We start from the raw sequence: 24861 nt of genomic DNA, 5'->3' as shown, positions 1-24861 counted from the left end.
TGTTTCGATAAATATTATTTTATTTACGACCATCCTTGTTTTAACCATATGACAGCTCCTTCTAAAAAATACATTTTGCTTCTCGTTTTTGAGATTTTGAGTATCTCAATGTTGTTCGCGCAAGCTAACGAAGGAGAATTGTATGGTAAAATTATCGGCCCCGATGGAAAGGGGATATCTGATGTATCCATCATCGCCACCGAAACGCAAAACTGGTGCTTAACGGATAGCATAGGAAATTACCGGTTAAAACTCCCTACCGGGAAATCCAAAATTGTCATTCGCCACCTTGGATATCAAGCTGAATCGTACTTTATAAATATCAAGCCGAATCAAAGCGTTCAGAAAAACTTCACGCTTCAAATTCAGTCACTAGGACTGAAAGAAGTGAAAGTTCTGGCCCGTGAAAACGAACAAAGTCTGACCTCAACCTCCACCATCGGACAACAAGCCATCGAGCTGATCCAGGCGACCAACCTGGGCGACATTCTGCAACTCCTTCCCGGTAGGCCAGCGCAAAACCCCGACCTCAATACGGCTGGTCAAGCGCAATTACGGGGGACCGGTTCGGCCACCGACGACAAAATTGATGCATTGGGAACCGCTATCGTAGTAGACGGCACTCCGCTTTCCAACGATGCGAATTTACAAGTGAGCAACACCGCAACCATTGGTGCCAACGGACTTTTCTCCACCGTTAGTGGTGGTGGAATTGACCTGCGCGATATTCCCGCCGACCAAATCAGCCGGGTGGAAGTCATTCGGGGAATCCCTTCCGTTCAATATGGAAACCTCACTTCGGGAGTTATCCGCGTGGAGACCATGCAGGGGAAAACTCCTTTTCGTGGCAAAGTTCGTCTCGACCCGACTACACAGGAAGCCAGTTTGGGAAAAGGAATTGCTTTGGAAAAAAGTAACCAGACGTTAAACATTGGCTTTGATCTCACTCATTCTCAGCAGGATTTACGCATTCCCGTCCCCACTTATAACCGGGCGACAGCCAATATCAACTGGAATTCGCACAGTAACAACCAGAACTGGCGAAACCAGGTGAATCTTTCCCTGCTCTATGTGAAAGATCAGGATAAGGGTGACAAAGAGGCTGCTCTGGAAGAAAAACGCTATGCCAGCGATAAAGGATTTCGGCTAAGCACCAAAGGCGAATACAAATCAGGAGAAACAGTCCTGAAAAGGTTAACATATCAGGCATCTTTGGCCATTCGAAACCAGGACTCCTACAACAAACAACTCCGTTCGGGCGAAGCTCAGCCGTTGCCAACCAGTCTGGTTGACGGAACGTTTGAAGTTCGCTTTGCTCCGGCTGAATATTACACTGCCACCCGTATTCAGGGCAAACCGCTGAACTTTTATGCTTCGCTTATTCAACATTTCGCGGTAAGCGGAACAAAAGTACGTGACCGTTTTCTGGCCGGTGCCGAATGGCGAACCGATGCCAATCACGGCAAAGGAAAAACATTCGATGCGGGCTATCTGCCTCCGTCGTCATACCGACCAAGAGCATACAGCGATATTCCCGCACTCAACCAGCTTTCGCTTTTTGCCGAAAACACCTTCACTTTTCCGTTGGCCGGAAAAACAGTGCAATGGCAGGCCGGCATCCGGTTCGATAATGTACAACCCGGCGGATTGTTCAAAAGTGGCTTTGATACGAAATGGCAACCCCGAACAAATCTGGCGTACCAACTATTCCCGTTTTTGCGCATACGCGGAGGTTATGGTATAACCGCTAAAGCTCCTTCGCTGGTGTATCTCTATCCGGAAACGGCATACTTCGATGCACTCAGTTACATGCATTATTCCGCCACTTATCCCGATGAAAGCCTGGCGCTAATGACGACCCAGATTTTCGATGCAGAAAATAATCACTTGAAGTTCATGACCAATCGCAAAACGGAAATTGGTTTCGATTTAACGACAGGAAAATGGGGTGCTCATGCCACCTTTTTCAATGAACAAACGCGGAACGCCTATTCATTCAACGATGTGGCAGCAGCTTTCCGGTACCCGGTGTACGATACCTTTTTCTATATTCCCGGAAACGGCGAAAAACCACAACTCGATGAAGTAAACGTCGATACAATGACCTACCGGAATGCTTATCTGAAACCAGCCAACTCGCTGAACATTGATCGCAAAGGAATTGAATTCACATTGCAGGCGCCACAAATTCAACAAACTGGTACTTCATTTAATCTGAGTGGTGCCTGGTCCTCGAACACCTCCTGGAGTGATGTTCCGGATATTCTGGAAATCAGCCAGAATTTCCCCAACAACCCGAACGGATACATTGGCATGTACCAATCGAATAAGACCAAACGCGAACTGTTTTTGACGACTTTGCGTATTGTTCAGCACATTCCTGTCTTACGATTTGTGGCCACGGTAGCGTTGCAAAATACCTGGATTGATAAATACGAATCAACTTTCCGGGGCTCTGTTCCGGTAGGATATATAGATGAAAATGGTAACACGCTGCCACTGACTTCCGCGCAAGCAAAAACCGATTTTCCGTTTCTGATAAGAACAGTAGACCCGGTGACCTATGAAACGGTTAACCGCCCTGCATTGTGGAACCTTAACCTGAAACTGGCGAAAGAAATCGGGAAAAATTATCGTTTCTCGTTTTTTGCCAACAATATGTTTATGCACAATCCGGCATACGCGAACAACCGCACCGGATACATTGAAAAACGAAATCCCGCTCTCTATTTTGGCGGAGAACTGGCATTTCACTTTTAAATGAGAAGATTAAAGAACATAGGGCTTTTTCTGTTTGGGACAGTGCTGTTACTGACCGGATGCCGCGATGACAAGTTCAACATCGAACCGCAGTTGTACGATGTTTCGATTCAGTTGTCGCTGCCGGACAATTATTCCGGTGGTTCGCCGGAAAATACAACTATTCGGTTGATCAACATCGACAATCAACTGGAGAGCGAAGGCGTGACGGATGCCAACGGACAGTACACTTTTCACAGGGTAACTGCCGGAACTTACCGCTTGTCGGCAGGGAAAAAGTACCCGGCTGCCGAAGCCCGGTCGTACGGTTCTACACTTGTCACCGACAGGGATATTCTGCAAAACAGGAAAGTATCGCTCAACTACAGTCAGGCCGATATTACCGTAACCGGAAATGCCGATTTAGGAAAGCAAACACTAAAAGAAAGCCTGGCCGGATTGCTGGTCATTAAAGAATTGTACTACACCGGTTCCCGTACACCTGGCGGGAAAGCATACTGGTCCGATCAGTTTGTCGAAATCTTCAACAACAGCGACGATACAATCTATCTCGACAGCCTCTATATTGCCAGTGTTTACGGTGCCAGCGGCAATTCAACAGCCACTTCGCCCACACCGTTTGCCAGCATTCAGGACAGCGTATTTCTCGACTTCGTGTGGATGATTCCCGGTAGCGGAAAAGATCATCCGTTGCAGCCGGGTAAGAGTATTGTGATTGCCCAGGATGGGATGAATCACCGTGATGATCCAAATGGCAATCCCAACAGCATCGATCTTTCTCATGCAGACTGGGAAACATTCCTGTACCGACCGGCCAATCAAAAAGACATCGACTTTGCGGAAGTCCCGAACCTGACAGAAATTTTTGCGAGTATGCAGTCGACCTTCGATTGGATTTTCAACAGTTACGGAACCGGCATAGTTATTTACCGCAATTACCAGCCGGATGATGTACATTTTGTCCCCCGTCCAAATGATACCAAGGGCAGAACATTAATGGTTGTTCCGGCTGAATGGGTGTTGGATGGTGTGGAAGCACTGGCTTCGGCTGATGCGGGAGCTTATCACCGCATCCCTTATTCTATCGATGCTGGTTTTGTTTACTGCGATGGGAACTTCAACCTGCAAAGTTGTCGGCGAAAGATCGAACAGGACCAAGATGGACGCATCATTTTAACGGATACGAATAATTCAAGTGAAGACTTTGAAGTCATTCCATTCCCAACACCCGGAACATTTAATTAGCATGAAAAAGCCTGAAAACAGACATATCATCCTGTGCATGTTGCTCTTCATGCTGCTTCCACTAATTGGGATTGCCCAAAATCAGGTGTCATCGAAGATGGATGAACAAGCACTTTTCCTTTCCGGGAAACCGGGAAAAGATTTGCCCTTTGCACTTGTTTTGAATGACTCACTACCGGACTTCAACCGGCTTGAATTATCAGGTACGATACGTATTCAACCTTTCCGGGAAACCGGAACTCCCGATAAATATAAAGGGCTTGACTTCTCGACGTACGGATACAAGCAGGTCAGACAATTCCGGTTTTTTGGCAAATTCGACTACCGGCGCAGCAGTGAAGAGAACATCCAGTGGCACGACCGTTTATCTTCTCATCCGCTAAATCCTTTTCAATTGGTTGATTCCATTGGCGGAAGCTGGAAAAAAGATCAGTATCATCTTCAAGTACACGGATTGGCTCCAATTAATCAACATTGGGCAGCCGGACTTGGCCTCAATTATCGGGTCGAAAGTGGCGGGAAAGATCAAAATCCCCGGGCGGGTAACACCGCTTTCAAAATCACGATAACACCATCGTTGACATACCAAACCGGCAGTTGGAATCTGGGAATCGAAGGCTGGTACCAAAGTTTCAGGGAGGATATCGATTTCCTCACCTACCAAAACAATGTCGGTTACGACTACTTTTTCATCAATGGTTTGAATCTGTACGGACATCCGCTAAACCGCATCAACTTCAGCTACCGCTACAATGCAAATGGAAAAGGTGGAACGATTTTCTTTCGAAAGAAAGTTTCGTCAGGCAGCGAATGGAACGGAAAACTGGGCTACAAACTTTGGGAAGAATCGGCTATTGAAACGCCGTACGCCAGCAGTCTGAGCCCGGAGACCGGGAGAATTGAATCGAATCCGGTCACCGATGCGCAATATTCACTGGAACGATTTGACGGCTTGATATCGCTTACCCTTCCGGGCGAAAAATGGAGTCAACACTTCCGTGTAGGCGCTCAGTACGACGATGGGAAAAACTTCATGACCGAAACAGCGCAGACCAATTTAACCACTCAATACCTCAATGCCCAAATCGATTGGAAAGCGTTGTTGAAAAAGGAAATGCAAGTTCGGTGGATTTTCAACGCCAGCATCAATCTCCTTTCCGGAAAAACCGAAAATATTCTGTACGGCGACCAACAGCTCAAGAAACTGACGACACACGGTTCGGTCAATCATTCTTTCTTTACAGGACAAAAAGGAAGAATTGAATTCGAGTTGGCTGCTTCATGGCAAGCAGATTTGGGGAGCGCATTAAATATCGCTCCCGCGTCCGTATTCATTCCAGAATCATCGGAAATGACAACCCCGGTTGTTCGCCATAATTTCAACTATCTTTCTGCTGAAAATGTTAACCTTTTCTCTCAAATCTGCTGGTACCCTGAATGGAAAGCCGCTCCAAATGCTTATATTCGCTTAGCAGGCGGAGCGAACAGGTTTACATCAGTGGGCAAAACCAACAATTTTGTAGAGATAGGTTTGGGTAGCTATTTTTAGTACACTCCAAATTTCTTACCTCTTCAGTTGTTTTCCACTCCTCCTGGATTCAGATAATTATCAGAAGATTCGTTAACGTGTTATGAAAAGATTTCTTCCGGTCATTCTTGTGCTCGTCTCATTTCAGACTGTTTCAGCGCAACAGGCAAACTGGTCAGATTTTCTGTCCAGCCCGGATGACGTGGAAGTTTATTCTTGTACCGCTTCACCGGACGGAAATTATTACTGGTTGGCTAAATTCAGAAAAGACCTGTCCATCGATAGCTACCAGATTCAACCAAATGACACGGCAGGGAAAATACTGCTGCTCAAAACATCCAAGAACGGTCAGATTATCTGGAGTCAAACAGCAGGTTCCGACTCCACCATTTATACGCTCACGCCATACAAAGTCGCCGTAGCTCCGGACAACCACATCTATACCGGAGGAATGTTTTACAACGATGTGCGATTCGATGATAACACAAAACTGACGGGAACATCTTCCGACCAAGGCACAGGTTTTTTAACCTGCTACAATCCTGACGGAACCGTTAACTGGGCAAAAGCTTTTACCAGCGGCAGTTCGAGAATTGAATCGGTCGCAGCCAATCAATCGTACATCGTCGCAGGAGGAACCTTTACACAATCGATGACGATTGATGGAACCACACTTCAGTCTACCTATCCGGGAGTAACCAACGAGCACACTCCTTTTATCGCTGTATTCGACGCGACCGGTGTGCTGGACTATGCCATTGTATTTAATACACAGTCGGGCTTTTTGCGGGAACTCAATCTTTCGCCTGACGGAAACATCGCATTTGCTGTCGAAGCCAGCGACAACGTCTATTTGACATCGACCGCCACCAGCGGGCAATTTCCTATGAAACAATCGTTCGGGAATATGGACGCATACACCGGAAAGATTGACATTACCGATGGTTCATTGCTTTGGAGCGAGCGAATCGGAGGAGCCAGTTATGACTACGCTTATGCATTGGCAACGGACGCCGATAACAATATTTACGTTTCCGGAAATGTAAATGGTGATTTCACGATGGATTCCGCCGATGGCAGCTTTTATCACGATGTAGCCGATGGAATGGACTACTTTGCAGCGAAATATGATTCCCAGGGAAATTTAATTTGGGAGTTCATCATGGGCGGCTCCGCCAGTGATGGCAACCTGGGAGATATCGCCGTTAACCAATACGGAGAAGTTTATTCCACAGCTTACTATTTGAGTTCCGATTTGGTCTTAAACCAAAAAACTTATTCGACTGACGGCTTCGCATCTCTACTCATCAAACTTTCGCCGGAAGGCAAACCCGATTGGGCGATTGATTTTAACAGCAGCGCTTCCAGTGCCCGGCTTTGGACGGTTTCACTAGATTCAAATGGAGAAATACTGGCCGGAGGTCATTTCAAAGGAGATCTGGCCATGGGAAACCAGAGTTATCAGGCACCTGCCACCATTTATAATGGCTTCCTGCTATCACTTCATGACGACAGCAGCGTTGGAACGGAAGATCTGGAGCGCCCGGTTGCCCAATTAAAAGTGTATCCTAATCCGGCCAGCGATTATGTGCACATTGATCCGCAACCGGGAGAAACCATTGTTCGCTCGACTCTTTATAACATACGTGGACAGCTTATCCAGTCAAACGATTATCAAAATCAGCTGGCGGTTTCGGGTCTTCCCGAAGGAATTTACATTTTGCGGGTAACCAGCACGCAGGGAACCAACAATCATAAATTGATCATTCAACATTAGCAGAACAACCGGTATGGAGAATATCATCGAGTGTAAAAACCTGACACATCATTACGGAACCAAACCGGTTTTCGAAAATCTGAATTTCAATGTGCCTGCCGGAAGTATCCTTGGCTTGCTAGGCAAAAACGGAACCGGCAAAACCACTACCATCAATATCCTAAATGGTTTTCTGCAGCCGACAGGAGGGCAATGTTACGTCTTCGGGGAAGACTCGCAACACATTTCTCCCAGGACGAAAGCACGCATCGGTTATCTGCTGGAAGGACATATTCAATACGGCTTCATGACCATTGCCGAAATTGAGCGATACTATTCTGCCTATTATCCGGGATGGAAGAAAGAACCGTACTACGAGCTCATGGAGAAGCTCGATGTGGCACCGAACCAGAAGATTTCGTCCATGTCAACGGGACAGCGATCGCAGGTTGCATTGGGGCTCATTTTGGCACAGGACCCGGAATTGTTGATTCTCGATGATTTCAGCATGGGGCTCGATCCCGGTTACCGAAGGTTGTTCATCGATTACTTGCGTGAATATGCGCGGGCCGGAAACAAAACCGTTTTCACCACCTCACACATCATCCAGGACATGGAGCGACTAATTGACGACGTACTGATTCTGGATTCGAAGCAGGTTGTTGCTCAACAACCGCTGAACGATTTCATGGAGCACTTTCGAAAGTTTACCTTCACAACCGATCGAAAAGTGGAGAACTGGAGTCAGGCTCCGGCTGTCAATGTGGAACAATTGAACCAACATGTAGAGCTTTATACATGGTCTGAGGAAATTGAAGTGAAAGCCTTTCTGGATGGAAATGGAATTTTAACAGAAAATTTTTCACAGGAGAACATGAATCTGGAAGACGCCTTTATCGGGCTAACCGGAAAATACTAATTGAAAAAATTTCGGGATGCTAAGAGCATTGTTTATAAAGGAATGGATTAAAATACGCTGGATTCTGATCGGACTCTTCGTGGTTTCGTTGTTCTCAGCGGCCAGGTTGTTGCTGGATATTCACCACCAGATTGAGTTAATGGGAGCTGGAAATCTTTGGGACATTATGCTTTTTAATAACTTCAATCCCTATCGCTGGATGGAATATGTACCGTTGGTTACCGGGATATCCATCGCTTTAGCACAATTCATTCCCGAAGTACAGCACAAGCGCATCAAGCTGTCCTTCCATCTTCCGGTAAACGAAAACCGGATGCTCATGCAACTGACATTGATGGGCAACCTGTTTCTGCTCATCATTTTCCTGTCGGAATTGATAATTGCCTTGGTTGGCATAACGGTGGTACTGCCCAAAAAACTGATAACGGACGCATTTATCACACTCGCGCCATGGTTTTTAGGAGGCATTACCGCTTATCACCTCACCATCATGGTTGTTTTCGAGTCAACCGCCATCCGGCGACTTTTGCTCATTCTCGTGGCTGCTGCTTTCATCACCCTATTCTATCAACCAGCAACAACCGGAGCCTACCGGCCGACATTGCCACTGCTCGCCATATTGACTCTGTTGACTTTTTTCACACATTTATATACCGCATACCGCTTCAGGAAAGGGATTAACCAATGATAAAGGCAAGCCGCTACATACTCATCCTGCTGACAGTTTTCACATTGTCTGCATTTCTGCCCGGGTTTTTCAGGACTGCTTTCGAAAGGCATGTTCCGGTTCCGTTCGTCATGTACAGTTCGGTTTCACATCATTTTGTCATGCGCAAAGCAGCACACGGAAAAACCACGTACTACGATTCGGAAGGAAAACAGTTTAACCGAAGCCAGTATGAGCAACAGCTGCCACTGTTTCATTTCCGGCAGCTAATGACCGACGGTCTGATGCCTGATTCCCTTTTCGGGAAACCTGTTGATGTGTTCGAAATCAACAACGCCAACTTTTTCTCCCGCATCACTCCCTCCGATATCGACGCTCCGAAAACCGGATTGTATCCGCTGTTTGAGTCGGAATCAGGCAGAGTAGCGCTCGAAAAACCCGAAGATTATTTCAGGATAAACAACAAAGGGATCCAGTTCATCGATCCGGCTTCCAATGGCGTTAAACCCGGAAAAAGTGCGCTGTTCACGAAAGTGTTGACAGAAAAAGGAATGACCTTTCCGGCGAAGATGATTGCGGGAATTCCGACTATACGGAAAAAATATGACCAGGGCTATTTCATCGTCGATAAAAAAGAACATCTCTTTCATCTGAAGATGGAGAAAGGCTTGCCTTACTGTGTTCAAATTCGGTTGCCTGAAAACTTTCACATCCTGCACATCGACTGCACAGACTTCAGCAACCGCGAATTTTATGGCTACATCATCACAACAGACAACCGGGTTTTCGTTCTGGAAACCGACACATACAAATTAGTCAACTGGCCGGTCGAAAACTACAATCCGAAGACCGATAAATTAAGGCTGCGCGGCAACCTCGACTCGAGGCTGGCGGTTGTCGATAAGCCAAATGACGTTTATGCTTATGCCAGCAATCGGAAGTATGTTCTTCAAAATGAATATCATGAAAAACTAAGGCCAAATCTTTCAAGCGGAGCCCTAATCGTCAACCAAATCCTCTTCCCCTTTAAGATTGAATCTGGTCCGGGAACCTCCGGATTTCACCGAATTGTTTTGAAACTCCCGGAAAAGAGTCTCTTTATTATTGGTAATCTGTTCTTTCTGTTGCTTTACCTTGGCATCTTCTTTGCAAGAAAAAGAAAACGGATAGCTATCGTCGAGCTGGCAATTATTCTTCTCACCGGACTATATGGATTTCTGGGAGTTCTGTTGTTGCCAACAGCGAAAAAGTAACCTGACTGTCAGATTGTCAAAAGATTCCGAAAAAGGATTAAAACACCCCGACTCTGGACTTTTTAAACGATAATTTCGATTTTTTAGAAATTCAATTTAATTTTGGCCCGAATCTTGACAGATCAAGCGTCGATGACGAATTAAGAAGAGAGACATGACAACAAAAGTAAAACTGTATAAAATTTTACGGCGTGTAGGGTTGCAAAAAAAACGCATCCTGGTAGCCAATAACAAGGAAGAACTCTTCCTCGACGATTTGGATAATCGTCTTTTGACGTATTATTTCGAGAAAGAATTCAATGTAACCGTGGAAGATGAAAAAATACCTACTCTGACCACCGTTCCTAAGGTTGAGCACTTTTTGGCCCGACTGAGGAAGTCAGCGTAAATAACCAGTTTGATCGTCTTAACGAAAATTTTGTATTTATTTTAATAAAGAAATATTGCCAATCTGGAATTTTTATTTTTTCTTTACAACGTAAACGTGAAGAGAATGAAAATTAATCAATCAATATGGCTTTGGTGGGGCACCTTCCTCTTTTGAGAGGCTAAGCCATATTGCATTTAAAAATATGACGGCTTACCTTCTCAACAAGGTGAGCTTTTTTATTATCTGAAAATCGAATATGATGAATCTGCATACAAACAATACAACCTGGCGTTGGTGGTGGCACCGCAACTTTTTACAACCGTGAAGAGAATGAGCTTGGCATGTATTTTATGTGCAGAAGAAAGCGGCTTATCGATTCACGGTAGGCCGCTTTCTTTTTAAACAGCAAAATCAAAAAAATAAACGTATATATCATGAAGACGATCAAATTCAGTCCACGCGTAAAAGAAATTCTTGCCGACACGGTAACACCGGTCAGTATTTACCTGAAGTTACGCGACATATACCCCAACACGCTGCTGCTCGAAAGTTCCGATTACCACGGCAACGAAAACAGCTATTCATTTATCTGCATAAAGCCGGAAGCCACATTTATGGTGGAGCAGAATAACATCCGAATCAAGTATCCCGACCAGCAGGATGAAGTCAGACCGGTAGAAAAACACGGTCAGGTCGCCGACGAACTTGACGCCTTCTTTCAATCATTTCATCCCACGAATGGCATATCGGGTATTCCGGCCAACGGACTATTCGGATATGTGAGTTACGATGGCGTTCAGTATTTCGAAACCATCAAATTCAAAAATCCGGTTAAACCGGAATACGCTATTCCGGAAATTCGCTATTCATTTTACCGATACATCATCGCCATTAATCACCACATGAACCGTGTGCAGCTGATTGAAAACCTTCCGGAAGGGGAAGAAGAATCGATCGCTGAGCTGGAAGGTTTGCTGGCCAACCGCAACTACGCCACGTTTACTTTCGACACACACAGCAAAGAGACCTCGAATATAACCGACGAAGAGTACAAAGAAATGGTCACCCGGGGAAAAGAACATTGCCATCGCGGCGACGTGTTCCAGATTGTTCTTTCAAGGCAATACAATCAGCCTTTCCACGGAGACGAATTCAATGTATATCGTGCCTTACGAAATATCAATCCATCACCCTACCTCTTCTATTTCGATTACGGCGATTACAAAATATTTGGGTCTTCGCCGGAAGCTCAGTTGCAAATCAAGGACCGGAAAGTTTCTATCAACCCGATTGCCGGAACATTCAAACGTACGGGCGATGATGAGCAGGACCGGCAACTGGCAGAGAAGCTGGCAGCCGACCCAAAAGAAAATGCCGAACATGTGATGTTGGTCGATTTGGCGCGAAATGATTTGAGCCGCAATGCCGAAAATGTGGAAGTAGAGCAATTCAGGGAAGTTCAATACTATTCGCATGTCATTCACCTCGTTTCAAAAGTTTCAGGGTACCTTCCTGAAAACAGTAATGCCTTCCGGGTGAACGGAGATTCATTCCCGGCAGGAACCTTATCCGGGGCCCCGAAATACCGCGCGATGGAGCTCATTGATCAATACGAAAATCAAAACCGCGGCTATTATGGTGGTTGTATTGGCTACATTGGCTTTGACAACCATTTCAACCACGCCATCATGATTCGTTCGTTCCTGAGTAAGAATGCCACTCTGTATTATCAGGCTGGCGCAGGAATCGTTTCTGAATCGAATGAAGAGAACGAGTTGCAGGAAGTGAATAACAAGTTGGCAGCACTGAAGAAGGCTATTCAGCTGGCCCGCGAAATCCAATAACCCCGAAAAATTCAGAAGATGAAGATATTAGTTATCGATAATTACGATTCATTCACCTACAACCTGGTGCACGCCCTTCGAAAATTTGAAGGCGTAACGGTTATCGTGAAACGGAATGATGAAATTGAGTTGCCGGAGTTGAATGAATACGACAAAATCGTCCTCTCACCTGGGCCCGGAATTCCGGAAGAAGCTGGTCAAATGCCGGAAGTCATTAAAAATTATGCCGGAAAGAAACCTTTTTTGGGTGTATGTCTGGGACATCAGGCGCTGGCCGAAAGTTTTGGTGCCAAGTTGAAAAACATGGACAAGGTGTTACACGGTGTAGCTACCCCGATTGTCCAGATCAAACCATCGTATCTTTTCAAAGATGTCCCGGAAACCTTCGATGCAGGTCGCTATCATTCGTGGGTAGTAGAAAAGAAAGACCTGCCCGCTGATCTGGAAGTCACCTGCGAAGATGAGCAGGGCCGTATCATGGCTTTTCAGCATAAGACTTACGATATGGTTGGCGTGCAGTTCCATCCCGAATCGGTGTTAACACCCATGGGGATGAAAATTCTCGAAAACTGGATCAACCATTAATTCACTTGCAGACGAAAAAACACAATCATGAAAGAGATACTCAATTACCTGTTCGAATATAAAAAGCTCACCAGTGAGCAGGCCGAGGCCGTTCTTCTGGAAATCACGGAAGGGAAATATACCGATGCCGAGATTGCAGCCTTTATCACCGTTTTCAACATGCGCACCATCAGCATTGAAGAGTTGGAAGGTTTCCGCAATGCTTTGTTGAAAACCCGGATTCCGGTTGATTTTTCTGATTTTGAAACCATCGACCTGTGCGGAACCGGCGGTGACGGAAAAGACACCTTCAACATCTCTACGCTTTCAGCCTTTGTGGTGGCAGGAGCCGGAGCGAAGGTGGCCAAACACGGAAACTATGGCGCGTCGTCCAGTTGTGGTTCTTCGAACGTGATGGAGCACCTCGGTTATCGTTTCAGCAACGATGCTGACCAATTACGAAAAGAACTCGACAGCTGCGGAATTACGTTCCTGCACGCGCCGCTGTTCAACCCGGCCATGAAAAATGTTGCGCCAGTTCGTCGCGCACTGCGACTGAAAACCTTCTTCAATATGCTGGGGCCAATGGTCAATCCCAGCCAGCCGAAGAACCAGATGGTGGGTGTTTTCAGCCTGGAACTGGGCCGCATGTACAGTTATTTGTACCAAAAATCAGACAAGAACTTTTGCATCCTGCATAGTCTTGATGGTTACGATGAGATTTCCCTTACCGGCGATTTCAAGATGCAAACTAATTACGTCGACCGACTGTTGAGTCCATCAGACATCGGCTTGCCGAAAGTCCAACCTGAAGAGTTGGCCAGCACCGGCGATATTCCGGGTACAGCAAAAATATTCACCGATGTGCTGAACGGCAAAGGAACCGAAGCGCAAAATTCAGCTGTCATTGCTAACTCGGCTATGGCGCTGCACTGCGTCGAACCGCAGAAAAGCATTGAACAATGCATTGAAGAAGCCCGTTCGTCCCTTGCCGGGAAAAAGGCGTTGAAAATATTCACTCAACTGATGGAGATTCAAAAATGACAATTCTTGATGAAATAGTAGCCAACCGGAAAAAAGAAATCGAGCAGGTAAAAAGCCACGTTTCGCTGGCGGATCTGAAAAAGCAGATTCCGGCGGACCGAAAAGGAAATTCACTAAAAAAGCAACTATTGAATCCGGAAGCTTCGGGAATTATTGCTGAATTCAAAAGGAAGTCACCTTCTAAAGGAATCATCAACGATAAGGTGACGCCGGAAGTCGTAACAAAAGGCTATGTCACTGCCGGTGCCAGTGGTATTTCGGTACTTACCGATAAAAGCTATTTCGGCGGAAGCCTCGATGATTTTGCGAAAGTCCGGGAAGCCAATCCGGAAACACCAATACTCCGCAAAGATTTCATGGTAGATGAATACCAGATCTATGAGGCAAGTGTGGTAAAAGCCGATGTTATCCTGCTGATTGCTGCCGTTTTGACAAAGGAAGAAATCGAGCGCTTTACCACATTGGCTCACAAGTTGGGACTGGAAGTACTGCTCGAGCTACACGCTGAAGAGGAATTACAGAAAGTCGACCCGCGAGTGGATTTAATTGGCATTAACAACCGGAACCTGAAAGACTTTACGGTCGATCTGGACCACTCCATCCAGATGTTGGAAAAACTTCCCGCGGAAGCGGTGAAAATTGCAGAGAGCGGCATCAGCGATCCGGAAACAGTCGATCATCTCCGCAAAAGCGGCTTCCATGGCTTTTTGATGGGAGAAAATTTCATGAAACAGGAACATCCGGCGGAAGCCTGCCGGGAATTCATAAATGCATTGAAGAGATGAAAATTAAAGTATGCGGGATGCGGGAGACGGAAAATATCCGTCAGTTGGTGGAGCTTGGCCCCGACTATATCGGTTTCATTTTTTACCCGAAATCAAAACGTTTTGTCGGTGAAGAAATAGCTCCGGAAGCAGTGGAGTTGGTCCCGACCTTTATCCAGAAAGTGGGTGTTTTTGTCGATGAGCCCTTTGAATCGCTGCTCGAACAGTTCCGGAACAACAAACTGGAAATGGTTCAGCTGCATGGCAACGAGCTGCCCGAATACTGTGCCCGGATGAAACAGCTGGGCATTCCGGTCATCAAGGTATTCAGCGTAGGCAACGACTTTGATTTCACAACCACCGAACCATACACAGGAAACTGTGATTTCTTCCTGTTCGATACCAAAGGCGATTTACCCGGCGGTACCGGACGAAAATTTAACTGGCAGTTGCTCGACACTTATGCAGGCGACACACCTTTTTTCCTGAGTGGTGGCATCGGTCCGGCTGATGCCGAAATGATCGGCAACCTGCGACACCCGAAACTCTATGGCGTTGATGTGAACAGTGGTTTTGAAATTGAGCCGGCGCTAAAAAACATTGAAGCACTCAAACGATTCATTGCCACCATCCGGGAGAACAATACGGGTTCAAATAAATCCTATTTAGATTATCTATAACGAATACAAGAAATAAATCAGATATCATGAGTTATCATGTCGACCAGAATGGCTATTACGGACGGTTTGGCGGAGCATTCATCCCGGAAATGATGTATCCGAACGTGGATGAATTGCGGAACCGTTACCGGGAAATTATCGAAAGCGAAGAATTTCGGAAGGAGTACACCGATTTGCTCCGCGACTATGTGGGAAGGCCTTCTCCACTCTATTATTCCAATCGACTGTCGCAGCAATACGAAGCGCAGATTTACCTGAAGCGGGAAGACCTGAACCATACCGGTTCGCATAAAATTAACAACACTGTTGGTCAAATTTTATTGGCGAAACGACTGGGCAAAAAACGTATCATTGCCGAGACCGGCGCAGGTCAGCACGGTGTCGCTACCGCGACCGTTTGCGCCCGCGAAGGTCTGCAATGCATTGTTTACATGGGAGCTCTCGATGTATCGCGACAAGCGCCTAACGTAGAGAAGATGAAAATGCTGGGTGCGGAAGTTCGTCCGGTTTACAGCGGCAACCAAACACTGAAAGATGCAACCAACGAAGCCATCCGCGATTGGATTAATAATCCGGAAGATACCCATTACATTATCGGTTCAGTGGTGGGCCCTCATCCGTACCCGGATATGGTAGCCCGGTTTCAGGCCATCATCAGCGAAGAGATGCGGCAGCAACTGAAAGAAAAAACAGGCAGCGAACTCCCTAATACAGTTATTGCCTGCGTCGGTGGGGGAAGTAATGCAGCCGGCGCTTTTTATCACTTTCTGGATGATGAGGAGGTAAAACTGATTGCGGTGGAAGCCGCCGGCAAAGGCGTTGACACTGATGAATCGGCTGCCACCACTGCGCTGGGCAAAACCGGTGTTCTTCACGGTAGTAAAAGTTTGCTAATGCAAACCGAAGACGGACAGGTAATAGAGCCTTACTCCATCTCCGCGGGTCTGGATTATCCCGGCATCGGTCCCATGCACGCGAACCTGTATGAAACCGGCCGCGCCAAATTCATGAGCGTAACCGACGAAGAAACACTGGAAGCTGCCTACAACCTCACCGAGAAGGAAGGAATTATTCCGGCCCTGGAGTCGGCGCATGCTCTAGCCGCACTGGAAAAGCTCAAGTTTGGTCCGGATGAAGTAGTTGTTGTCAACATCTCAGGACGAGGTGACAAAGACATGGAGACCTACCTGAAACATTTTCGCGCAAAGCAATAGATGAACAGAAACGAAAGAATAAAGAGATGGAAAATCGCATCAATCAGCTTTTCAAAGAAAAGCTCAATAACATACTATCGGTCTATTTCACGGCCGGGTTCCCTCAGCTCGACAACACAGAAGAAATCATTGTGGAATTGGAGAAAAGCGGCGCCGACTTGATCGAAATCGGGATTCCGTTTTCCGATCCGGTAGCCGACGGACCTACCATTCAAAAAAGCTCGGATAGAGCCCTGAAAAACGGCATGTCAATCAAACTGCTTTTCGAGCAACTGAAAGATATTCGCCAGAAGGTAAAACTGCCACTGGTATTGATGGGCTATTTCAACAACGTGCTGCAATATGGTGTAGAAGATTTCTGCCGGAAGGCGAATGAAATTGGCATCGACGGAATTATTCTGCCCGACCTTCCACTGGAAGTTTACGAAAACGAATACCGTCCGTTCTTCGAACAAAACAACCTCAGGAACATTTTCCTGATCACTCCCCAAACCAGCGAAGCACGTATACAGAAAATCGACGCTCTTTCCAACGGATTTATCTATATGGTATCATCATCATCGACTACCGGTGCAAAATCGAACGTAACTGAACAACAGGAGGCATATTTCAAACGAATTCAGGAAATGAATTTGAAAAACCCCCGACTGGTAGGTTTTGGTATTTCCAACAACACAACTTTTGTTAATTCCTGCCGTTATAGTAATGGAGCCATTGTTGGAAGTGCTTTTATCAAGGCGTTATCCGACGAAGGTTCTATTTCACAGAACGTGAAAAAGTTCATTGATTTAATTCATTCTTCAGAAGAAAATAAATAACAAAATTTACTGTGTGAAATCAGAAAAATGAGATTGTTAAAATAGATTAAAAGCTGTTATTGCATACCCGATTTTTGGTTCTGATTTGGTATCTTGAGGAAGAGAATGAAAATTCTGAGCACGTTCTTTTAAAATTGATACACTATGATGGAATACGCAAAAGTAATCTTACCGAAGGTAAGTTTCAGTCAGGAGCTTTTCGAGAAAGAGCTGCTGAAATGCATTGGCTGGTCGAATGACAATGGAAAGGAATTGGAAGAATTAAGAGATTGGTGCTATGATCAATTTGGCGCGATCTATCCGGATATTCTGGACGATGCCTTTTCGGACATTGCAGCCTGATATCATTCCCATCAGCTTTACCTGTATTAAAAATTATAGCCCGTTCTTCAACGGATAACAAAACAGCATTTCCGCTTTTGCTGTTTTCCTCGAACATTAAGGAAATGCATCATCCGATGAAAGTTAGGCTACAATAACCATAATCAAAAAAGAGGTTCTCCAAAAAGGGAACCTCTTTTTACTTTTATGAACATTTGCGTTTAACCGCATTTCGAAGAGCCACAATCTTTACAAATCAGACAACCTTCCTGGTAAACTACATTTTCCGAACCGCAGCCTCCACAAGTAGCGCCATCAACTGAAGTTCCGTTCGGGATGTACTTTTTCAACGCCCGTGCTACACCGTTTTTCCAGGTGTTAATGGTATCGATGTCAAACTGCAGACTGGTCACCAGATCAACCACTTTTTGGATGGCCATACCGTGGCGCAGCACACTGGAAATCAATTTGGCATAGTTCCAGAATATCGGATTGAACTTATATGAAAGTCCTTCAATGGTTGTTTTATAGCCACGTTTGTTGATATACTGGAAATCGTACCGGGCTACCCCATTTTCGTCACGGCTCTTAATGATTCGTCCGCGGGTTACTGAGCGGGGAAGCAAAATTCCGTCTTCGTCATCGGCCAAACCGGTAAAGATTTCGTAAGGCTTATCGTCAATCAAACCAATGAAGGCGATCCACTTGTCTTTGCTGTTCTGAAAACGAACGACATCTGCCTCCAAAATTTCCGGACGCTTGGTCGGGAAATTTCCTTTCTTTTCGGTCTTATCTTTCGTCGAAATCAATACGCCTGAACGGGAACCATCACGGTAAACAGTCACACCTTTACATCCGCTTTCCCATGCAGTGAAATAAAGTTCACCAACCAGTTCCTCATCAACATCCGAGGGGAGGTTAATCGTCACCGAGATAGAATGGTCGACCCACTTCTGGATCTGTCCCTGCATTTTCACTTTAGCCACCCAGTCTACATCATTCGAAGTAGCTTTATAGTAAGGTGATTCAGCGACCATTTTATCCAGTTCTTCGTCGGTATATTTCTTATTCACATCATATCCTTTCAACGTCATCCAGTCCTTGAACTTATGATGAAATACAATGTACTCTTCCCAGCTATCACCTACTTCATCCACAAAATCAACACGAACATCCCTATCGTTCGGGTTCACTTTCCGGCGGCGTTTATAAACCGGCATAAATACCGGCTCAATTCCCGAAGTAGTTTGAGTCATCAAACTAGTTGTTCCGGTAGGAGCAATGGTCAGTAACGCAATGTTACGGCGACCATGTTTCTTCATGTCTTCATAAAGTTCCGGATCGGCTTCGGCCAAACGTTTGATGTACGGATTATCTTTCTCGCGATTCGAATCATAAATCGGGAAAGCACCCCGATCTTTCGCCAGCAATACAGAACCACGGTAAGCTTCCATAGCGATTGACTTATGAACCTCTACCGAGAAATCGATAGCATTATCGGTTCCGTAAACCAGTCCGAGAGCGGCCAGCATATCGCCTTCAGCAGTGATACCGATTCCGGTACGACGACCGTTGATAGCCATTTCGCGGATTTTGTTCCAGAGATTCGACTCCACCCGCTTAATTTCTTCATCCTCCTTATCGGAACCTACCTTACCGGTGATTGCCTCAATTTTCTCCAGCTCCAAATCGATAATATCGTCCATAATGCGCTGCGCATACTTAACATGCTTACGGAAGAGCTCGAAATTGAATTTTGCCTTTTTCGTGAATGGATTTTCAACGTATGAGAACAAATTAATAGCCAGCAACCGACAGCTGTCATAAGGACAAAGCGGAATTTCACCACATGGATTGGTCGAAACAGTCTTATAACCCAAATCAGCGTACGAATCCGGAACCGACTCACGAATCACTGTATCCCAGAAAAGGATTCCCGGTTCCGCCGATTTCCAGGCATTATGAACAATCTTCTTCCAAAGGTCACCAGCGTTAATATCGCGGGTAAACGATGGATTTTTGCTCTCTACGGGATACTGTTGGGTATAAGGTTTGTTCTCACGAACCGACTGCATAAACTCATCGTCGATCTTCACCGAAACATTGGCTCCGGTGACTTTTCCTTCCGTCATCTTGGCATCGATGAAATTTTCGGAGTCGGGGTGTTTAATCGACACCGAAAGCATCAGCGCGCCACGGCGGCCATCCTGGGCCACTTCTCGGGTTGAGTTGGAAAAGCGCTCCATAAACGGAACAATACCGGTAGAGGTCAGGGCGGAGTTTTTCACCGGTGAACCAGCGGGCCGGATGTGAGACAAATCATGACCGACACCACCACGGCGTTTCATGAGTTGAACCTGTTCCTGGTCAACCATCATGATACCTCCGTATGAATCGGCATTATTTCCTACCACGAAGCAATTCGACAGCGATGCTACCTGGTATTCGTTTCCGATACCAGTCATCGGGCCACCTTGAGGAACGATGTACTTAAAATCTTTTAACAGGCTATAAATTTCTTCTTCTGAGAGGGGATTAGGGTAACGATTTTCAATACGCGCAATTTCTTTAGCAAGACGACGATGCATATCGTCCGGGGTTAATTCAAAAATGTTTCCAAAGGAATCTTTCAAGGCATACTTATTCACCCATACACGGGCCGCCAAATCATCTCCCTTAAAATACTTGAGCGACGCCTGATAAGCTTCCTCTGCCGAGTATACTTTTTTGTGCGTAGCCGACCGTCCTGAAGATACTTCTTTCAAATCCATGGTGAACTAAATTTGGGTTTTGTAATTCGGTTGTCTGTCGGATTTTTTTGTGCCCGGAACCGAGGCTATGAATCCGATATGCAATTTACTTTTCATGTTGCAAGAATGGAATACTTTATTTTCCATTTCCTGTAAAAGTTATCAACTTCAATATGTTTATATACTCATTACATGAATGTTACATTTTTGATAACTGTCAAAAGTTGACCAAAATGAAAAATCATTCAAAAAAATTAAGGCAAAATAATCTCTTATCCGAAATGGCTCTGCATGCCGGATAAACAATGAAATAACCGCGAAAATTAATTGAAAATGTAGTCTACCACTACATCTGAGGCACCCCGACTCTGTGAAACATAATTACTAGCTAAATCAGCAGTAAGTTGCAATTTCTTCTCGTTTCCCAGGAACTCGTCCAAGACAGATTTGAGTTCTTCGAAATCGTGAATACAGAAAGCCGCTTTTTTCTCAAGCAAATCGAGCGCTTCCTGAAATTTTTCATGATTGGGGCCAAAAATAACCGGCATACCGAAAGTTGCCGCTTCCAAAATATTGTGAATACCACTTCCGAAACCTCCGCCGATGTATGCCAGGTTTCCATAGCGATAAACCGATGTCAGGTAACCATAGCCGTCAACAATCAGCACATCTGCCTGTTTCAAATCGCCATTTCCGGCTTTCGAAAAACGGACATACTTCTTATTCAGTGCACTCGTTATTCGTTGAATGGACTTATCGGATACTTCGTGTGGCGCGATGACATATTTTACGCCATGCTCCGTCGAGTTGATGTACTCCAGCAACAGTGCTTCATCAGCCTTCCAGGTACTACCGGCAATCACCAGTTTTTTCCCGTTAGCAAACTCATCGAGCACAGAGAGACGCGGAGCTGCATCAGCAATCTGTCCCACCCGGTCGAACCGGGTATCACCCGAAAGGGAAACATTGGTAAAACCAAATTTATTGAGCAAATCAAGCGACTCCTGATTCTGCACAAAAATATGGGTATAAGCTTGCAGTGCTTTCCGGTACCAACTTCCCCAGGGTTTGAAGAAAATCTGCCCGGGGCGGAAAATCGCTGAAAAAATATACGTCGGAATTCCGCGCTTTTTCAACGCAGTTAAATAGTGAAACCAGAATTCGTATTTCACGAAAAACGCCTTTTCCGGTTTTACGATATCCAGAAACCGTTTGACATTATACGGCGTATCCAAAGGGAGGTAATATACGTAATCAGCGAACTCGTAATTTTTACGTACCTCGTAACCGGAAGGTGAGAAAAAGGTGAGCAGTATCTTCACATCCGGCACTTTCTTCCGGATCGCTTCAATCACCGGCCGGCCCTGTTCAAATTCTCCGAGCGATGCTACGTGAAACCAATAGATGGGTTGATCGGACGGTAACTCTTCTTTCAACCGACTGAAAATATTACGACGCCCCTTTATCCATTTGCGGGCCTTTTCACTACGCAGGGATGCCAACCGAATGAGCAAGTGGTATCCCCGAACTCCTATGTCGTATAATAATCTCATAACTTTTCAGCGGCCAAAGGTAAATTACTTTTGAGAATTGGAGGCAAGGTTTCCGCAAAAATTATGTTTCAGGCTGATAACCTGTATCTTCCTTCAGATTGGGTTTCAATGCCGCCTCGACAGCCAATTCATCACAACGTTCGTTTCCCGGGTTATCAGCGTGACCTTTTACCCAAATAAACCGAACCTTATGCCTGGCATAAATTCGTAAAAAGCGAGCCCACAAATCGGGATTCTTCTTCCCTTTAAAGCGTTTCTTCGCCCAACCGAAGACCCATCCTTTTTCGACCGCATCGGCTACGTACTTTGAGTCGGTGTAAATGGTAACATAACTTCCTTCTACTTTCAACGATTCCAGCGCAACAATCACCGCCAGCAATTCCATACGATTGTTTGTCGTTAGTCGGAAGCCTTCGGACAACTCTTTCCGGTGACGCCCGGACTGCAGAATTACACCATAACCACCGGGCCCGGGATTTCCACGGGAAGCGCCGTCAGTATAAACGATAACATGGGGCTTCTTTACATCAGTCATAAATGCAAATGTATACATAAAGAAAAGACCGGCATACAACCGGTCCTTTCAGATACTTATATTTTAGAGCATTCGTCCGATTAACGAACAATGGTCATTTCATCAATCAGGTTGGTCGCACCGGCATATTTGTCGATTACCCAAAGTACAAAGCGGATATCAACGCAGATACACCTTTGAATACTCGGCTCGAAAGCAATATCGCCGCTCATGGCTTCCCAGTTTCCATCGAAAGCAGCACCGACAAGCTCGCCTTTGGCATTAATCACCGGGCTACCTGAGTTACCACCAGTAATATCGTTATTGGTGATGAAGCAGGTGTGCAGCGTTCCGTCTTTATCGGCATACTGTCCGTAATCTTTGGCGTAGTACAAATCTTTCAGACGCTGTGGCGTATCAAACTCATCGTCACCAGGAATATCCTTCTGGATATAACCAACCAACGTTGTGTAATATTTATACCAAACCGCATCGCGGGGACTGTAGCCTCCAACAGTACCGTAAGTCAGTCGCATCGTTGAGTTGGCATCCGGATACAGATTCTGTCCTTTATCCATTTTCATCAAACCGGCAACAAACAACCTGCGTCCTTTTTCCAGTTCAGGAACCGTTTTCATGTTATCGCTGTTGATAACGCGCATCGCATCGATAATTTGCTCGGTTGCCTGGAAAGCCGGATCTTTTTTCAACACCTTTAAAGACGGATCATTCAGGAATGCAATCAACGACGCCTTATTGGCGAAGATGGTTTTCTTGAACATCTTCTCAGCAAACTTGCTGTAATCGCCCTTGTATTTGTCCTTGATGGTATTCAGGTAGGCCGGATAATATTTCGGATCGACATTATCTGCATAAATTTTGGAAAGAGCCGCAACCAGTTTCTGATCTGTTGGCGCATTGTAATCCTTGAAGAAATCATCCAGCGAACCTTGTATACGGGCCGACATTGCCTTGATAGCTTCTTTGTTTTCCGGCTGATTCTTCATCACCTCGTACAGGCCATTTGCCCGCATCGCCAGGGTGAAAATTTCAGGACCTCGTAAAAATGCTTCCCGCATATACGCACCGGCTACTTCATCGTCGGTGTTTGTGTAAGCATCTTTAATCATACTTAGCGCCTTACCGTATTTAGCTTCCCGTGACGAATCTTCGTCAACCCAGGCAGTAAAACGTTTCTCCAGCGCTTTCTTGTCAGCAATCACATCCAACGCCTTCAGACCTTTATTCTGACCAATGGAATATTTATAATAATTGGCACTACGGGCATATTTCGAAGCATACTGAATGCGCGCTTTGGTTCCCGTATCCATATATTTTTTGATGATCGCCAGTTTTTTTGCCCGCACCTTCGTACGCACCTCATTGGTCACATTCATGGTATACTGGACACCGTACGACGTTTTGTAGCGTTCCGTTCTTCCGGGGTATCCCATTACCATGGTGAAATCTCCCTTGTGGACACCTTTCAAAGAAATAGGCAGGAAGTGTTTGGGGTGATAAGGTACGTTGTCCGGTGAGTAATCTGCCGGTTTTCCATCCGGACTGCAATACACACGGAACATACTGAAATCGCCGGTATGACGAGGCCACTCCCAGTTATCGGTATCGCCACCAAATTTTCCGATTGACTGCGGCGGAGCACCAACCAGACGAACATCGCGAAAGGTTTCGTATACAAACAAGTAATATTTATTCGACTCGAAGAAACTACGAACGCGTGCCTGATAATCGGTACCTTCAGAAGCTGCTCTCTCAATCTTTGAGGCCACTTCTTCGACCTTTGCTTCACGCGCATTCTCGTCCATATCGGGGGTGAGCGCACTATCAATCTTGGCAGTTACGTCTTTAATGCTTATCAGGAATGAAACCGTTTTTCCCGGGTTCGGTAGTTCCTGGTCTCTCGACTTCGCCCAAAATCCATCTTTCAGATAATCGTGCTCCACGGTACTGTGCGCCTGAATCTCTCCGAAGCCACAATGATGGTTTGTCAACAGCAGTCCATCAGGAGAAATCAACTCTCCGGTACATGAACCATGGTCTAAAGCCACAACAGCGTCTTTCAGACTGGAATGGTTAATACTGTATATTTGATCTGCCGTTAATTCACACCCCATAGCGTGCATCTTGTCGATGTTCAGTTTCTGAACAAGAGCAGGCAGCCACATTCCCTCATCGGCTTTTACACTACTTGAAAACGCAGCGATCAAAGCAATAAGGACGATAATACCTTTCTTCATCTCTAAGTTTTTGATTTTTCTGTCCCGCAAATTTAATTT

At 45.6% G+C, this 24861-nt stretch carries 20 protein-coding genes; 16 read left to right on the top strand and 4 right to left on the bottom strand.

The features are described 5' to 3' along the window. Positions 1-75 precede the first annotated feature (75 nt). From AC060N_RS01165 to AC060N_RS01090, 16 genes are all read left to right on the top strand, one after another. Positions 76-2760 carry a TonB-dependent receptor gene (locus tag AC060N_RS01165; RefSeq protein WP_479525545.1) on the top strand — a complete coding sequence of 895 codons (2685 nt, stop codon included), beginning with the start codon at positions 76-78 and terminating at the stop codon, positions 2758-2760. Beyond that, positions 2761-4005: a DUF4876 domain-containing protein gene (locus AC060N_RS01160; RefSeq protein ID WP_479525544.1), complete on the top strand. Its 1245-nt coding sequence runs from the start codon at positions 2761-2763 to the stop codon at positions 4003-4005. Between the two features lies 1 nt (position 4006). Next, positions 4007-5554, top strand: coding sequence for a DUF6850 family outer membrane beta-barrel protein (locus AC060N_RS01155; protein ID WP_479525543.1), 1548 nt, complete (start codon positions 4007-4009; stop codon positions 5552-5554). Between the two features lie 82 nt (positions 5555-5636). After that, positions 5637-7310, top strand: coding sequence for a T9SS type A sorting domain-containing protein (locus AC060N_RS01150; protein ID WP_479525542.1), 1674 nt, complete (start codon positions 5637-5639; stop codon positions 7308-7310). A gap of 13 nt (positions 7311-7323) precedes the next feature. After that, a complete protein-coding gene (locus tag AC060N_RS01145) occupies positions 7324-8208 on the top strand; it encodes an ABC transporter ATP-binding protein (RefSeq protein ID WP_479525541.1) in 885 nt (294 codons plus the stop codon). Between the two features lie 16 nt (positions 8209-8224). Beyond that, positions 8225-8896 carry a hypothetical protein gene (locus tag AC060N_RS01140; protein WP_479525540.1) on the top strand — a complete coding sequence of 224 codons (672 nt, stop codon included), beginning with the start codon at positions 8225-8227 and terminating at the stop codon, positions 8894-8896. Beyond that, positions 8893-10128: a DUF4857 domain-containing protein gene (locus AC060N_RS01135; RefSeq protein WP_479525539.1), complete on the top strand. Its 1236-nt coding sequence runs from the start codon at positions 8893-8895 to the stop codon at positions 10126-10128. Before AC060N_RS01140 ends, AC060N_RS01135 begins: the two co-directional genes overlap by 4 nt. Positions 10129-10282: 154 nt before the next feature. Next, positions 10283-10516 (top strand): hypothetical protein, encoded by a 234-nt coding sequence (locus AC060N_RS01130; RefSeq protein ID WP_106541210.1) that lies wholly within the window; start codon positions 10283-10285, stop codon positions 10514-10516. A gap of 416 nt (positions 10517-10932) precedes the next feature. Beyond that, a complete protein-coding gene (locus AC060N_RS01125) occupies positions 10933-12342 on the top strand; it encodes an anthranilate synthase component I family protein (RefSeq protein ID WP_479525538.1) in 1410 nt (469 codons plus the stop codon). A gap of 18 nt (positions 12343-12360) precedes the next feature. Further along, on the top strand, positions 12361-12927 hold the full coding sequence (locus AC060N_RS01120) for an anthranilate synthase component II (RefSeq protein ID WP_479525537.1): 567 nt from the start codon (positions 12361-12363) through the stop codon (positions 12925-12927). A gap of 27 nt (positions 12928-12954) precedes the next feature. Then, positions 12955-13950 carry an anthranilate phosphoribosyltransferase gene (trpD, locus tag AC060N_RS01115; protein ID WP_479525536.1) on the top strand — a complete coding sequence of 332 codons (996 nt, stop codon included), beginning with the start codon at positions 12955-12957 and terminating at the stop codon, positions 13948-13950. After that, positions 13947-14735: an indole-3-glycerol phosphate synthase TrpC gene (gene trpC / locus AC060N_RS01110; protein ID WP_479525535.1), complete on the top strand. Its 789-nt coding sequence runs from the start codon at positions 13947-13949 to the stop codon at positions 14733-14735. Before trpD ends, trpC begins: the two co-directional genes overlap by 4 nt. Next, the gene (locus AC060N_RS01105) at positions 14732-15394 is read left to right on the top strand and encodes a phosphoribosylanthranilate isomerase (RefSeq protein WP_106541205.1); all 663 of its coding nucleotides are present in this window, start codon (positions 14732-14734) and stop codon (positions 15392-15394) included. The genes trpC and AC060N_RS01105 overlap by 4 nt, the downstream gene beginning before the upstream one ends. A 26-nt stretch (positions 15395-15420) precedes the next feature. Continuing rightward, positions 15421-16608 carry a tryptophan synthase subunit beta gene (gene trpB, locus AC060N_RS01100; protein ID WP_479525534.1) on the top strand — a complete coding sequence of 396 codons (1188 nt, stop codon included), beginning with the start codon at positions 15421-15423 and terminating at the stop codon, positions 16606-16608. A gap of 26 nt (positions 16609-16634) precedes the next feature. Beyond that, positions 16635-17426, top strand: coding sequence for a tryptophan synthase subunit alpha (gene trpA / locus AC060N_RS01095; protein WP_479525533.1), 792 nt, complete (start codon positions 16635-16637; stop codon positions 17424-17426). Between the two features lie 144 nt (positions 17427-17570). Then, positions 17571-17768 (top strand): hypothetical protein, encoded by a 198-nt coding sequence (locus AC060N_RS01090; RefSeq protein ID WP_106541202.1) that lies wholly within the window; start codon positions 17571-17573, stop codon positions 17766-17768. A gap of 200 nt (positions 17769-17968) precedes the next feature. On the opposite strand, the gene AC060N_RS01085 is transcribed toward AC060N_RS01090, so the two are convergent. The 4 genes from AC060N_RS01085 to AC060N_RS01070 all read right to left on the bottom strand — a co-directional run bounded on the left by AC060N_RS01085 (position 17969) and on the right by AC060N_RS01070 (position 24822). Beyond that, positions 17969-20518 (bottom strand): adenosylcobalamin-dependent ribonucleoside-diphosphate reductase, encoded by a 2550-nt coding sequence (locus tag AC060N_RS01085; protein WP_479525532.1) that lies wholly within the window; start codon positions 20516-20518, stop codon positions 17969-17971. A 302-nt stretch (positions 20519-20820) separates the two neighbouring features. Continuing rightward, on the bottom strand, positions 20821-22050 hold the full coding sequence (locus tag AC060N_RS01080) for a 3-deoxy-D-manno-octulosonic acid transferase (protein WP_479525531.1): 1230 nt from the start codon (positions 22048-22050) through the stop codon (positions 20821-20823). A gap of 61 nt (positions 22051-22111) precedes the next feature. Next, positions 22112-22585 (bottom strand): ribonuclease HI, encoded by a 474-nt coding sequence (gene rnhA, locus AC060N_RS01075; protein ID WP_479525530.1) that lies wholly within the window; start codon positions 22583-22585, stop codon positions 22112-22114. An 80-nt stretch (positions 22586-22665) separates the two neighbouring features. Then, complete coding sequence (locus AC060N_RS01070) at positions 22666-24822, bottom strand: S46 family peptidase (RefSeq protein WP_479525529.1); 2157 nt, start codon at positions 24820-24822, stop codon at positions 22666-22668. Positions 24823-24861 lie beyond the last annotated feature (39 nt).

The organism is Prolixibacter sp. DSM 2831, from assembly GCF_056493735.1.
The sequence above is the reverse complement of the archived record's forward strand: the minus strand, read 5'-3'. Positions and strand labels throughout refer to the sequence as shown.